General features: G+C 61.8%; 13 protein-coding genes. 4 read left to right on the top strand and 9 right to left on the bottom strand.

Annotated features, from left to right (window positions below; all coding sequences use genetic code 11):
- Window positions 1-915: an alpha/beta fold hydrolase gene (locus OHD62_RS10295; RefSeq protein WP_263782526.1), complete on the bottom strand. Its 915-nt coding sequence runs from the start codon at window positions 913-915 to the stop codon at window positions 1-3.
- A 152-nt stretch (window positions 916-1,067) separates the two neighbouring features.
- Window positions 1,068-2,312: an MFS transporter gene (locus OHD62_RS10290; RefSeq protein WP_263782524.1), complete on the bottom strand. Its 1,245-nt coding sequence runs from the start codon at window positions 2,310-2,312 to the stop codon at window positions 1,068-1,070.
- Between the two features lie 112 nt (window positions 2,313-2,424).
- Between OHD62_RS10290 and OHD62_RS10285 the strand changes: the two genes are divergently transcribed.
- On the top strand, window positions 2,425-3,315 hold the full coding sequence (locus OHD62_RS10285) for an AraC family transcriptional regulator (RefSeq protein ID WP_263782523.1): 891 nt from the start codon (window positions 2,425-2,427) through the stop codon (window positions 3,313-3,315).
- Here the strand turns inward: OHD62_RS10285 and OHD62_RS10280 are convergent.
- The 6 genes from OHD62_RS10280 to lgt form a co-directional block, all read right to left on the bottom strand.
- Window positions 3,312-4,247 carry a ribose-phosphate pyrophosphokinase gene (locus tag OHD62_RS10280; RefSeq protein WP_097572321.1) on the bottom strand — a complete coding sequence of 312 codons (936 nt, stop codon included), beginning with the start codon at window positions 4,245-4,247 and terminating at the stop codon, window positions 3,312-3,314. The genes OHD62_RS10285 and OHD62_RS10280 overlap by 4 nt on opposite strands.
- 193 nt (window positions 4,248-4,440) lie before the next feature.
- Window positions 4,441-5,055, bottom strand: a complete 615-nt coding sequence (locus OHD62_RS10275) for a hypothetical protein (RefSeq protein WP_263782522.1) — start codon at window positions 5,053-5,055, stop codon at window positions 4,441-4,443.
- Window positions 5,056-5,091: 36 nt separating this feature from the next.
- Window positions 5,092-6,243: a M24 family metallopeptidase gene (locus tag OHD62_RS10270; RefSeq protein WP_263782521.1), complete on the bottom strand. Its 1,152-nt coding sequence runs from the start codon at window positions 6,241-6,243 to the stop codon at window positions 5,092-5,094.
- On the bottom strand, window positions 6,243-7,037 hold the full coding sequence (pgeF, locus tag OHD62_RS10265) for a peptidoglycan editing factor PgeF (protein ID WP_263782520.1): 795 nt from the start codon (window positions 7,035-7,037) through the stop codon (window positions 6,243-6,245). The genes OHD62_RS10270 and pgeF overlap by 1 nt, the downstream gene beginning before the upstream one ends.
- A 123-nt stretch (window positions 7,038-7,160) precedes the next feature.
- Window positions 7,161-8,249 carry a class I SAM-dependent methyltransferase gene (locus OHD62_RS10260; RefSeq protein ID WP_263782519.1) on the bottom strand — a complete coding sequence of 363 codons (1,089 nt, stop codon included), beginning with the start codon at window positions 8,247-8,249 and terminating at the stop codon, window positions 7,161-7,163.
- Window positions 8,246-9,085 carry a prolipoprotein diacylglyceryl transferase gene (gene lgt / locus OHD62_RS10255; RefSeq protein WP_412177379.1) on the bottom strand — a complete coding sequence of 280 codons (840 nt, stop codon included), beginning with the start codon at window positions 9,083-9,085 and terminating at the stop codon, window positions 8,246-8,248. The genes OHD62_RS10260 and lgt overlap by 4 nt, the downstream gene beginning before the upstream one ends.
- A 146-nt stretch (window positions 9,086-9,231) precedes the next feature.
- Between lgt and OHD62_RS10250 the strand changes: the two genes are divergently transcribed.
- From OHD62_RS10250 to OHD62_RS10240, 3 genes are all read left to right on the top strand, one after another.
- Complete coding sequence (locus tag OHD62_RS10250; protein ID WP_263783840.1) at window positions 9,232-9,534, top strand: accessory factor UbiK family protein; 303 nt, start codon at window positions 9,232-9,234, stop codon at window positions 9,532-9,534.
- Between the two features lie 332 nt (window positions 9,535-9,866).
- Window positions 9,867-10,367 carry a YbjN domain-containing protein gene (locus tag OHD62_RS10245; protein WP_006338495.1) on the top strand — a complete coding sequence of 167 codons (501 nt, stop codon included), beginning with the start codon at window positions 9,867-9,869 and terminating at the stop codon, window positions 10,365-10,367.
- A gap of 6 nt (window positions 10,368-10,373) precedes the next feature.
- Window positions 10,374-10,733, top strand: coding sequence for a tRNA-binding protein (locus OHD62_RS10240; RefSeq protein WP_263782517.1), 360 nt, complete (start codon window positions 10,374-10,376; stop codon window positions 10,731-10,733).
- 123 nt (window positions 10,734-10,856) lie between these two features.
- On the opposite strand, the gene OHD62_RS10235 is transcribed toward OHD62_RS10240, so the two are convergent.
- Entirely contained in the window at window positions 10,857-12,416 is a 1,560-nt protein-coding gene (locus tag OHD62_RS10235) for a hypothetical protein (protein WP_263782516.1), read from the bottom strand.
- Window positions 12,417-12,528 lie beyond the last annotated feature (112 nt).

Below are 12,528 nucleotides of genomic sequence, written 5' to 3'. Positions count from 1 at the left end.
CTATTTGAAGAGAAAACCCGTGATCAGCTTGACGGTGGCGTCGGGGTTTTCCTCCATGATCCAGTGACCGGAGTCGGGCACGATGCCGCCCGAGACGTCGGTCGCAACAAGCCGCAGGATATCGGCCTGCGTGGTGCCGGCGGATTTTTCGCCGCCAACAGCCAGCACCGGCATAGTCAGTTTGCCGCCGGCGGCGAGCATCGCCTGGTTGTCGATCGCGTCCTGGTCAAAGGCCTTGAACTGCTCGAAAGCGTCATGCATGGCATGCGGGCGGGCATAGAGTTTGGCGTAGTGCTTGCGCGTTGCCTCGTCGATCTTCTTGGGGTCGGCCGACAGTTCGTTGTAGAAGCGGTCGAGATAGATACGTTCGCGCCCCGCGACCAGCCGCTCCATATCCGGGCCGCGGAAGTTGAAATGCCAAAGCAGCGGGCTTTGCTTTATCTTTTCCCAGTCGCCGATGCCGGGCAGCGGCGCATCGATGATGACCCATTTGGTGATGCGCTTGGGATATTGCGCGGCAAGCGCATAGCCGACCATGTTGCCGATGTCGTGCGTGACCAGGTCGGCCTTGTCGATCTTCAGGGCATCCAACACGCCGGCGATGTCGACGGCCTGGTTCTTCTTGGTGTAGCCCGCTTCCGGGTGGGCAGACAGACCCATGCCGCGCAGATCCGGCACGATGACGGTGTGGTCCTTCGCAAGTGCCACCGCCGCCGCGCCCCACATGTCTCCGGTATCGGCAAAGCCGTGCAGCAGCACGATGGCTGGACCCTTTCCGCCGACGCGCACATAGAGTTTGGTGCCGTTGGTTTCGACGGACTGCGTTTTGAATCCCGGGGGAAAAGGAACGATGCGTGCCGTAGCCGGCAAGGTAACAAGAAGCACACCCAACACGGCCAACACGATCTTGCGCATATCATTCTCCAAAGGCGTTGAGTATCTGCGGCAGCGTCGCTCCGCGCACGCGTTTCGAACACTAACAGGCTTTTCACCTGGCGCATGGGGAAAGAATCAATAAGGGCATGGCAACTGCCACGCCCTTATTCTAGTCCTGAAGATCGATGGTTTTAGCTGGCCGCTACCTGCGCCTTCCTGGCTTCCTTCATGTTGGGCAGGAAGACAGTCAGCAGGCCAAGCAGCGGCAGATACGAGCAGATTTGGAAGACGAAATCGATGCCCTTCATGTCGGCGACGACGCCGAGCACCGCGGCGGCGATGCCGCCCATGCCGAAGGCGAAGCCGAAGAAGATGCCGGCGATCATGCCGACGCGTCCGGGCACCAGTTCCTGCGCGAAGACGACGATGTTGGAGAAGGCCGAGGACAGGATCAGGCCGATCAGCACCGTCAGCACCATCGTCCATTCGAAATTGGCGTAGGGCAGGGCCAGTGTGAAGGGCAGAACGCCGACGATCGAGAACCAGATCATCGCCTTCTGTCCGTAGCGGTCGCCGAACGGGCCGCCGATCAAGATGCCCAGCGCCGACGCGCCGAGGAACAGGAACAGCATGACTTGGCTCATCTGCACCGACACGCCGAACTTATGGATGGCGTAGAAGGTGTAGTAGCTGGAGAGGCTGGCGATGTAGGCGTTCTTGGTCAGCACCAGCAGGGTCAGCACCGCCAATGCCCACATGACTTTGCGGCGCGGGAAGGGCGAGACGAAGCTTGCTGCCTTGCGGTTGGCGAGCGAAGCGCGCAGGCGGCTGTACCAGCCGCCCACCTGCCAGAGGACGACGATGCCGATCAGCGAGCCAACTGCGAACCAGGATATGCTGGTCTGGCCGAAGGGTACGACGATGAAGGCCGCGAGCAGCGGTCCCATGGCCTGGCCGAAATTGCCGCCGACCTGAAACAGCGACTGTGCCAGGCCGAAGCGTCCGCCCGAGGCGAAGCGGGCGATGCGCGAGGATTCCGGGTGGAAGATGGCCGAACCGATGCCGATCAGCGATGCGCCGACCAACAGCAGCCAATAGTGCCCGGCATGGGCGAGTACGATCAGGCCGATCAGCGAGGACGCCATGCCGTAGGGCAGCGAATAGGGCATCGGCCGCTTGTCGGTGATTGCGCCGATGACCGGCTGCAGCAGCGAGGCCGTCACCTGGAAGGTGAAGGTCAACAGGCCGATCTGCCAGAAATCGAGGCCGTAATTGTCCTTAAGCAGCGGATAGATGGCCGACAGCAGCGACTGCATGATATCGTTGACGCAGTGGCAGAAGCTCACTGCAAGGATGACGGTGAAGGCCGTCGCTTGCGCCGAGCTGTGGCTGGCCGTCGCTGGCGTGGCGACGGTGGTGGCTGTGGTGTCGGTCAAGGCAATGCTCCGAGGTCTTTCTGGCGGCGAACCGCAGGCAGCCTTATAGGACGGTTGCCAAGCGACTTCTTTCGTGGTTTGGTCCAATAGTTTCGCAAGTGGGCCACATCCAATGCCACATGGCAGGGAAATTTTCAGAGGTGATGCCGCCGAATTAGGGCGTCTGCACCAGAGCCGCTGGCAGTGGCTGGAAGAGGCCGTCGGGCCGGCGGTGGCCCTGCCGACCGAATATCCGGACGGCTACCACGTGCCGCAACACCGCCATAGCCGCAGCCAGTTGCTGCATGCACTTGTCGGCGTCGTGCTGGTGAGCACACGGCACGGGCGCTGGATGGTGCCGCCCGATCACGCCATGTGGATCCCCGCCGGCACCGAGCATTCCGTCGAGATGCTGGGCGATGTCAGCATGCGCTCGGTCTATGTCATGCCTGATGCCATTTCCGGGCTGCCGGACGGCTTGCGCGTGGTCGGCATCACCGACCTGATGCACAGCCTGATCGTGGAATCGGAAAAGCTGCCGCAGGGCGCGGAGCTGGAGGGGCGCGGCGGGCTGATCATGAATCTTCTGCTGCATGAAATCCCGAACCTGCCGGAACGGCCGCTCGGCCTGCCTTTTCCTTCGGATCCAAGGCTTGCGGCGCTATGCCGGCGCTTCGTTGCGGCGCCTTCGCCACATGCGACGATCGACGAATGGGCCGACGCTGTCGGCATGAGCCGGCGCTCGTTCACCCGTGCGTTCCAACGCCAGACCGGGCTGTCGCTGTCGACCTGGCGCCAGCAGGCCTGCCTGTTCGCGGCATTGCCGCGACTGGCCGATGGCGAGCCGATCACCAGGGTGGCGCTCGATCTCGGCTACGACAGCGTGCCGGCCTTCATCACCATGTTCAAGCGCATGCTGGGGGCCTCGCCGCGTGGCTATATGCGCGGCGCGCGCGACAGCGTTGATGCCGCACGGCGGGCAACGCCCGACACGGGAACCAGATTGCTGTCTTCCGGGGTTTAGTCGAACAGGCTCGACACCGATTCCTCGGTCGCCGTGCGCGAGATCGCCTCGCCCATCAGGTCGGCGATGGAGATGACGCGGATGTTGGGGGCGTCGAGCACGCCTTGCGTCGGCTGGATGGAATCAGTGATGACCAGTTCCTGCAGCTTCGAGCCACTGATGCGGGCAACGGCCCCGCCCGACAACACACCATGGGTGATATAGGCGGTGACGCTGGTGGCGCCATTGGCCAAAAGCGCATCGGCGGCGTTGCAGAGCGTGCCGCCCGAATCGACGATGTCGTCGATCAACAGGCAATCCTTGCCGGCAACCGCGCCGATGATGTTCATGACTTCGGATTCGCCGGGGCGTTCGCGGCGCTTGTCGACGATGGCGAGTTGCGCGTCGAAGCGCTTGGCCAGCGCGCGGGCCCGCACCACGCCGCCGATATCGGGCGAAACGACGACGACATTGCCAAGCTGCTTGTATTTCGCCTTCACGTCACGGGCCATGACCGGCACGGAGAACAGATTGTCGGTCGGGATGTCGAAAAAGCCCTGGATCTGACCGGCATGGAGGTCGAGCGTCAACACGCGATCGACGCCTGCCCGGGTGATCATATTGGCCACCAGCTTGGCCGAGATCGGCGTGCGGCCCGAGGCGCGGCGATCCTGCCTGGCATAGCCGAAATAGGGAATGACCGCCGTGATGCGCCTGGCCGAGGAGCGCATGAAGGCATCGATCATGATGAGCAGTTCCATCAGGTGATCGTTGGTCGGGAACGAGGTGGACTGCAGGATGAAGACATCCTCACCGCGCACATTCTCCTGGATTTCGACGAAGATTTCCTGATCGGCGAAGCGTCTGACGCTGGCCTTGCCCAGAGGAATATTGAGATAGCGGGCGACCGCTTCGGCCAGCACCCTGTTGGAATTGCCCGCGAAGAGCTTCATGCACCGTTCCTGGCGAAGGATGGAGATCCTAACAGACTCGGCTTGAGCCTCTTAGTCGGGCTTTTAGCGGCCCGTGCCGGTATTGCAAGCGTCGTGATCGGGAATCCGCCGGCTAATCTCAATAAACGTTTACAGCGATGAAAGCCGGCAACATGACAGGACTGAGGCTGGCATGCCGTCAGCCGGCACCCTGTCAGCCCGCTTGCCCGCCAAGCCATGCGGCGAACTGGTCGATCGTCTGATCGGCGATCGACTGCATGGTCGCCGGCGCGACCGCCGCCCAACCTTCGGCGCCATCGGCCGAGGGCGCCTTCTGCTGGCCGTTGATGCGATGCAGCCGGTTGCCCGAGGGGTCATAGACGTCCCAGACATAGATGACGGTGGTGTCCTTGCCCTCCGACATCGTCGAGAAATAGCCTTTCAGCACATGGGTGGCGGTCTGGTCGGTGCTGCCGGCAAGCGTGATGCCGCGTTGCTTGGCGCGCGTCTGAAGCTCCGCGGTCAATGGCGTCGCCGCTTCCACCGAGGCGCCGACGATCGGCGCCACTTGCAGGCGGGTTCTCGCGATGGCGGAGGCGCTCTTGGCGGACGGCACGGTCGGCGCCGTGGCTGGCGCGGGGGTGGCCGAGGGCTGTGCGGTTGCGGCAGGCTGCGCGGCGGTTGCCGGGGGTGTCGTGCCGCCTCCAGCCACGGACTGTGTCGATTGCGGGGCGATGGCCGAGGGCTCGAGAACGTCCTTGGCATTGGTGCAGGCGGCCAGTGCAAGCGCCGCGAGCAATGACACGGTCGTCACATGCGATCGTCTCATTTGCCTGAAACTCCGATGACCACCCCCATTATGGATTCACTGCACGATCAAGTCGAGATCATGGCGAGACAGCGGCTTCGGCTGCGATTCGGTGGTCAGATAGGTGCGGCCAAGCGTCATCGCGGTCTCCGTTTCCGAATCCATGATGATCATATGGGCGAACAGCGTCATGTTGGGCGCGATCGGTTCGGGATTGCCCTGATAGAACATTGGCATGTCCATCCAGGACGGCGTGAAGCGGGCGCCGACCGAATAGCCGCAGGCGTTCAGCCGGTGCTTGGTCAGGTTGTGGGCTTCCAGCATGCGGGCATGGGCGTCGAACACGTCGCCAAAGCTATTTCCCGGCGTCAGCGCCTTTTCGACGGCTAAAAGTGCCGCGCGCGCGGCATCGAAAAGCTCCTGGTGACGCTTCGATACCTTGCCGGTCAGTACGGTGCGCATCATCGGGGCATGATAGTGGTGGAAGACGCCGGCCCATTCGAGCGTCAACTGGTCGTTCTTGGTCAGTTTGCGGCGTCCGGCCTTGTAGCGGCAAAGCAGCGCGTCCGTGCCGGAACCGATGATGAACTCGTTGGCCGGATAATCACCGCCGCCGGCGAAGACCGCGCCCTGCATGGCGGCCAGGATCAAGGCTTCGTCGCCGCCCTGCTTGATCAGCGGCAGGGCCGCGTCCAGCGCGTCGTCGGCGAGATTTGCCGCCTTCTCCGCCTTGGCGATCTCTGCCGGGCTCTTGAACAGGCGCAGCCGGCTGACGATGCCGGACGCGTCGGCGATCTGGCCAAAGGTCTGCAATTGCTCGTCCAGGCGGCGGCCATTGTAGGCGGTCAGGCCGTGGGTGTCGTATTCGACGCCGATGCGGGCACCGAGCAGGTCGAGCTCGTTGAGCAGATTGCGCAGGTCAATCGCCGGATTGGCGCCGTCGCGGTCCGTCCACAGCACGATATTGTCGATGATGGAGGTGTGGCGCGCCTGGCGCAGATCGGCCGAGCGTGTGAGCAGGACCATCGAGCCGTCGGCCTTCACCACCAGGCACTGGAAGAAGCAGAAACCGAAGGTGTCGTAGCCGGTGAGCCAATACATGCTCTCCTGCGCGAACAGCAGGACGGCGTCGAGCTTCTTCTCGGCGAGTTCGATCATCAGCCGGTCGCGCCGCGCGTCAAATTCCGACCGTTCGAAATGCAACGCCATTACTCTTTCTCCAAAACAATTGCCGAAATCTGCCGCCCGTAATCCGGTTCCTTGCGATGCGTGGTGCGTCGGTAGGAATAGAACAGATCCTCCTCGGCGTAGGTGCAGCGCCCGAGCCCCTCGGCCGTCACGCCGGCCTTGGCAAGCCGATCGACTGTGTAGCGATTGAGGTCGAACATTGCATGTCCCGATTTCGCCGAGGGCACGAAATAGCTGGCATTGCCGGCATCGGCCTCGATGAAGCGGGCGATGAATTCCGGTCCGACTTCGTAATTGTCAGGGCTGATGGAAGGGCCCAGAACCGCAACGATGCGCTCGCGCCGGGCGCCGAGGCCTTCCATCGCGGCAATGGTATTTTCCAGAACGCCCGTGAAGGCGCCCTTCCAGCCGGCGTGTGCGGCGCCGATAATGCGCGCCTCGGCATCCGCGAACAGGACCGGTCCGCAATCGGCGGTCGAGGCGCCAATGGCGATGCCCGGCCGGTCGGTGACAATGGCGTCGGCCCTCGGCCGCTCGCCGGAAAAAGGCTCCCTGGGGACGACGACGTCGGGTGAATGGATCTGGTGGGCTGTCAAGAGATGGCTGGCTGGCACGCCCATCCAGTCGGCGACGCGGCGACGGTTCTCCGCGACCAATGTCTGGTCGTCGCTCGAGCCGGTGCCGATGTTGAGGCCCTGATAGATGCCGCCGGAGACGCCGCCAACGCGCGTGAAATAGCCGTGGCGAATGCCTTGCGCCCGCGCCTTTTCCAGCGAGGGTGACCGAACGGGATCCGGTTTGGCCTGATTCAACATGCGGGCGTTGTTGTCCGTGCGGGCGATTTCGTCAAGCGGCAGTGAGATCGGGCGGCAGTAAAGTCGGGCGGCAATCCAAAGTGAACGGCAGGTCAGGAGAGTGGGAGAGGCGATAGTGAAAAGTCAATCCGCTGGTGGAAAGGGCGGAACTGCTATGCCGGTGGGCAGGATGGCCAGTGCCTTGAAGAGTTCGCCCATGGCTTGCGGGCCGGCGAGGCGGTCGACGTCGCTGGCGATCTTTTCACGGGCCGCCTCATTGGCATTGGCGCCGAGCCGGCCGGCACGTTCGAGAAGCCCCATCCTCACCAGGAATTCACCTTGCGTGGCGAGATGGGCGTCAAGGCCATGCGCCCGGACGATGGCAGCGAGGGCAGCGAAATCGACATGGGCGGTGAGATCGGCCTCGCCGGGATTGGCCAGCACATGTTCGTGATCGTGCTTGCGCAAGGCCTGCAACGTATCGCCGATCCCCGGCTGGAGATGGCCATAGTCGAGGAACAGGCCGGCGCCGCCAAGCCGGGCCACTCGTTCGGAGATGGTCGCCATCAAGGCGGCGCGGGCCGGCGCGATCTCGGCGATCGCGCCTTGCGGGGCCTCTTCGGCATCACCCGGCAGCAGCGTTGGATCGACCGAGCCGGCGCCGGCGAAAAAGCGCAATTCGCCCGCGTCGTCGAGCCCGATCATCCGTTCGCGCCAGCCTGTGCCGGCGCGGACGAACTGGCGCATGGGCACTGCGTCGAACAATTCATTGCCGACGATGAGCAGCGGGGTTCGCGGCAGCGTATCGATGGTTTCATGCCAACGAATAGTGGCCGATGTGCCGGCAAGCGTCTGTTTTTGGATTTCCGCCAGCCGCGGGCTGGTCTCGATCATGGCGAATGAAGCGCCGGCGGTCAGCGCCGTGTCGAGCCGCGAAAGGGTGCGCAGCATATCCTTCATCAACGTGCCGCGGCCGGGGCCGATCTCGGCAATGGTGACCGGCAGCGGCCGGCCCGTCGCCCGCCAGGCTTCGTAGAGCCAGATGGCGACCAGCTCGCCGAACATCTGGCTGATCTCCGGCGCGGTGACGAAGTCGCCGGCGGCGCCGAACGGCTCGCGTGTCGTGTAATAGCCGTCCTCAGGGTCGAACAGGCAAAGCGCCATATATTCGCTGACGGGAATGGGACCTACCGCATCGATCAGCTCGGCGATGCGGGTTTTCAACCGTGTCATGCCGGCTGCGGCTGTGTCATCGGTTTCGCCGTCGCCATCGCCCAGATGCCTGCCAGCACCATAGGCGTGGAAAGGATCATACCCATGGTCAGCCAGTTGGTACCGAGGAGATAGCCAAGCTGCTGATCGGGCTCGCGGAAGAACTCGACAAAGATGCGCGAGAGACCGTAGCCGCAAATGAAGGCGCCGCCGACGAAGCGCGGCGTCTTCAGCTTGAGCCTGGAATGGGTGAGAAAGCGCAGGACCAGGAACAGCACAAGGCCCTCGAGCAACGCCTCGTAGATCTGGCTCGGATGGCGCGAAAATGGCCCGCCATTGGGGAATTCGACAGCCCAGGGCACGTCGGTCGGTCTGCCCCAGAGTTCTGAATTGATGAAATTGGCGACGCGGACAAGGCCTAGGCCGACCGGTACGCCGGCCGCCACCACGTCGAACAGCGACCAGGTGCGGATGCCGCGCGACCAGGAGAACAACGTCATGGCGAGGATGACGCCGAGCAAGCCGCCATGAAACGACATGCCGCCCTGCCAGACGGCAAAGATATCCAGCGGGTGCGCAATGTAGCGCGGCAGATCGTAAAACAGCACGTAGCCGGTGCGTCCGCCAAGCACCACGCCGATGGCGGCCCAGACGATGAAATCGTCGAGATCCTCGGGCTTCATCGGCAAGGTGCCGTCGGGCCAGAGGCTTTTGTTGGTGACAAGCCGCTTGGCGTACCACCAGGCGAAGAGAATGCCGACGATGTAGCCGACGCCATACCAATGCACCGCCAACGGCCCGATCTGGACAATGACCGGGTCGATATTGGGGAAGGGCAGGGCGGCCAGCGGCAGCATAAGGTGTTGGCTCAACAAGGATCTCCCGGTTGCGATCGCGTTCGGGCGCGGACCATGCGGCAGGGTTTTGGCACGGTCAAGGCAAGCCCATGCTTGCATTCGGCGCCGTGCGCCACTACGTCAATTCGAGCAAGCGAGGATTTGCCATGTCGACCGGACCGAACCGCATTCTCGATGAATTCGCCAAGCTGATGACTGACGCCGCGGGTGCCGCGCAAGGGGTGCGGCGCGAAGTGGAGACCGCCTTCAAGGGGCAGGCCGAGCGCATTCTCAACTCCATGGAGTTGGTGCAGCGCGAGGAGTTCGAGGCAGCCCGCGATATGGCGGTGAAGGCCAGGGAAGAAAACACCCGCCTTGCTGCCCGCATCGAAGCACTCGAGGCCAAACTGGCCGAATTGACCGGACAGGCCGCGCCTGCCACCGGGGCCAAGCCCCGTCCAAAAAAATAATCAAAAAATATTCGTTAAACTTTTCCACAAAGCGCCATCGCAAAAAGTGCTTTGTCGTGAATCGCTTACCGGCATTGCGTGAATCTTTGTGACAGTGCCTTTCCACATGCTGATAACGCAGTGCGAAAAATTGGGCTGGTCACGCGACTCCCGATCAATAGACTGAATTTGTTGCATGATTCGGAGCAGGGTCATGCGCCGGGCGGTGGGGTCCGGTCAGGGGTCTTTGCGTTGAGAAGTCCTGGCCGTCCGAGTTCTAGACAGGATTGTTCGTTGTGTGTGCCCTCCCGCGGAGCGTGTGAAGGCGCTCCTCAGAACGACAGGAAGCATTGATGGAACTTCTCGAACTCGAATTCTCCCGCGAAATCCATCCGGTGGATGTCATCGAGCAGGTGGCTCACAACAACGACTGGTCCTTCGAGCGGGCCGGCGACGACGAGATTTCGATCTCGGTTGCCGGAAGCTGGACCGACTATCACGTTTCATTCTCTTGGATGGAGGATTTCGAGGCGCTGCATCTGGCCTGCGCCTTCGACATCAAGGTGCCGGAGGCGCGTGCGCTCGAAGTGATGCGGCTGCTTTCGCTGATCAATGAGCAGATGCTGTTCGGCCATTTCGACCTCTGGGAGCAGGAAGGCGCGATCATGTTCCGCCAGTCGCTGCTGCTCGCCGGCGGGGTCGAGCCGTCGAGCCAGCAGGTCGAGGTGCTGCTGTCGTCGGCGCTGGAGGCCTGTGAGTGCTATTTCCAGTCCTTCCAGTTCGTCGTCTGGTCGGGAACCTCGGCCAAGGATGCGCTGGCCGGCGTCCTGTTCGAGACCTACGGAAACGCCTGATCCTCGATGAGTTCCAATAACCAGCGCAAGCCCGAGATCAGCTTCGCCGATTTCGATCGTGTCGATATCCGCGCCGGCACGATCGTCGAGGCCGAGCCGTTCCCCGAAGCGCGCAAGCCGGCATTCAAGCTGAAGATCGATTTCGGCGCCGACATCGGGGTAAAGAAATCGTCGGCGCAGATCACCAAATATTATGCGCCCGAGACGTTGATCGGCCGGCAGGTGTTCGCGGTGGTCAATTTCCCGCCGCGACAGATCGGGCCGTTCATGTCGGAAGTGCTGACGCTTGGCTTTCCCGACGAAGAGGGCGCCGTCGTGCTCGGTGCCATAGAGCGCAAGGTGCCGAATGGAGGAAGGTTGTTTTAGAGTCCCCGATAGGGGACCAGGAGCCCACGTCTTCAGGCGGACCGGGATAGAGTGGTCTGATCCTTTTCGACTGATGCTTGAGCATGGATGCACAGGACGTGAAATGAGTGGCGGGTATGAACATCATCCGCTTTCCGTGTCTGTGTCGGCCAACTTCCTGATCCGGTATAATTTGAACTGCTTGCCCGTGGCGATCAATTCAAGATTGCTATGTCGTGATGAGCCAATCCCCGGTGCGATCACCAGCAAGTAGTCAAAGTCACGGGTCCAATGCGCTGCATACGCAGCCTCGACAGGTGGGGATGCACCGGCGGCATAGGCCTCCAGTTCCGACATCGGGATAGGCCCGCCTTGCGGTACGGTCAGGCTCGCTATTTCCGGCCGGGGCCTCACCGGCTGTTTTCCCGGATAGGTGAACAGCGTTGGCATCAGTGCGTCGCGTGTGACTACAGCCAGCGCGGCGGCGTTGTACATCGGATAAAGAAGTAAATCCGATGGCGGGTCTTCTGGGGGGCCATCCATACCAGTGAGGATTCGCGAACCCATTGGAATGTCGTCGAACGCGGTTGTCAGCGCACGATAATCGCTGCGGCACGACAATTGCGCCCAGATCGTGACGCTGCTGTTTGCGAGCACAACGCCAACCATTAGCGCTACGAAAACCAACCCGCGTGCCCCTTGCGGACGCTTGATCGTGATGAAGGCAGGCAGGATCAGAACAAGCGCCAAGAGAACGCGCCCGTCGACAAAGGCCGTGTCCGCAACGCGAAACGGCATGACAATGAACAAGCACAGGAGTCCAAAGCCTATCCAGTAGCCGGCGTGGGAGACCGTGACCATCTTGTGCTTCACGACAAGGTAAGTGAGAATCATCAGCACCACGGTCACGGCTGAGGACGTGTATCTGCTGAAGCCATTGACTTGAACCAGCGCCAACAGCTTTGCCGACAGGGCCCATTCTGTTCCGTTGCCACCCACTTTGCCGCCAAAGGCGAGCGCAAGGGCTCCAACTATAATGGCAGGGGCAGCCATTCCGGCAACCAGCAAGACCGTGCGTTTCCAGTTCTCAATATGCTCGGGCCAGCGCGAGAGCTCATAGAGCCCCACCACCACGCCATACAGGCCAAGCGCAAATAGGTGAGAGATATACAAAACCACGACGAAGACAGCGTGGGTGGCAAGGCGCTGCGGCAAAGGTCTGTCTGCGAGCCAAATCCAAACCGCAACGGCCCAAAGGGCTATCCCGAACGCAAATTCGAAATTCACGAACCCGAAAGCGAAAGGCATGGCATAGAGGAAAAGCGATGCAATGAAGCCACTGATGATCACACGCCCTTGTGCGGCCGCTCCGATGGCCATTGCTCCGCTAACGACCAGCATTTGCGAGACCAGATAGAAGAGCTTTGACGCTAACTCGATCCCGATAAAGCGTCCAACGAATGGGACAATAAGGTCCATGGCCAAGTTGGGGTAGGGTGCCCAGGCGGCTTCATAGTACGGATGGGCCTCGGGCGTGCCGGCACGCATCAGGATCGACATTCTTGCGAGATGATTTGGATAGTCCGCCATAGCCGGGATGTCGACGATCATGACGGGCAAGAAAGCCACTACCAGCACAACCAACAGCAAGAAGCCTTTGAGCCAGATAAAATGGCTCGCGGAATGGTCAGGTTTGGCGGGCAATGTTGTTTCGAACATACCGCAAAGTAGGCAAAAATGGTAAATTTTGGTGCCGATAGAGGATCAGGAACCCTATGCCTTCAGCGGGGTGAGATAGCGGCGTCTCCGTTATGGA

It is taken from the genome of Mesorhizobium sp. YC-39 (assembly GCF_025753795.1).
GTDB lineage: Bacteria > Pseudomonadota > Alphaproteobacteria > Rhizobiales > Rhizobiaceae > Mesorhizobium.
This window is presented reverse-complemented; position numbering and strand designations above follow the sequence as displayed.

Bases quoted from the DNA above. Each gene is read 5' to 3' on its own strand.
- OHD62_RS10295 (WP_263782526.1), bottom strand. From the start codon at position 915: ATGCGCAAGATCGTGTTGGCCGTGTTGGGTGTGCTTCTTGTTACCTTG.
- OHD62_RS10285 (WP_263782523.1), top strand. From the start codon at position 2,425: ATGCCACATGGCAGGGAAATTTTCAGAGGTGATGCCGCCGAATTAGGG.
- OHD62_RS10280 (WP_097572321.1), bottom strand. From the start codon at position 4,247: ATGAAGCTCTTCGCGGGCAATTCCAACAGGGTGCTGGCCGAAGCGGTC.
- OHD62_RS10275 (WP_263782522.1), bottom strand. From the start codon at position 5,055: ATGAGACGATCGCATGTGACGACCGTGTCATTGCTCGCGGCGCTTGCA.
- OHD62_RS10270 (WP_263782521.1), bottom strand. From the start codon at position 6,243: ATGGCGTTGCATTTCGAACGGTCGGAATTTGACGCGCGGCGCGACCGG.
- pgeF (WP_263782520.1), bottom strand. From the start codon at position 7,037: ATGTTGAATCAGGCCAAACCGGATCCCGTTCGGTCACCCTCGCTGGAA.
- OHD62_RS10260 (WP_263782519.1), bottom strand. From the start codon at position 8,249: ATGACACGGTTGAAAACCCGCATCGCCGAGCTGATCGATGCGGTAGGT.
- lgt (WP_412177379.1), bottom strand. From the start codon at position 9,085: ATGCTGCCGCTGGCCGCCCTGCCCTTCCCCAATATCGACCCGGTCATT.
- OHD62_RS10250 (WP_263783840.1), top strand. From the start codon at position 9,232: ATGTCGACCGGACCGAACCGCATTCTCGATGAATTCGCCAAGCTGATG.
- OHD62_RS10245 (WP_006338495.1), top strand. From the start codon at position 9,867: ATGGAACTTCTCGAACTCGAATTCTCCCGCGAAATCCATCCGGTGGAT.
- OHD62_RS10240 (WP_263782517.1), top strand. From the start codon at position 10,374: ATGAGTTCCAATAACCAGCGCAAGCCCGAGATCAGCTTCGCCGATTTC.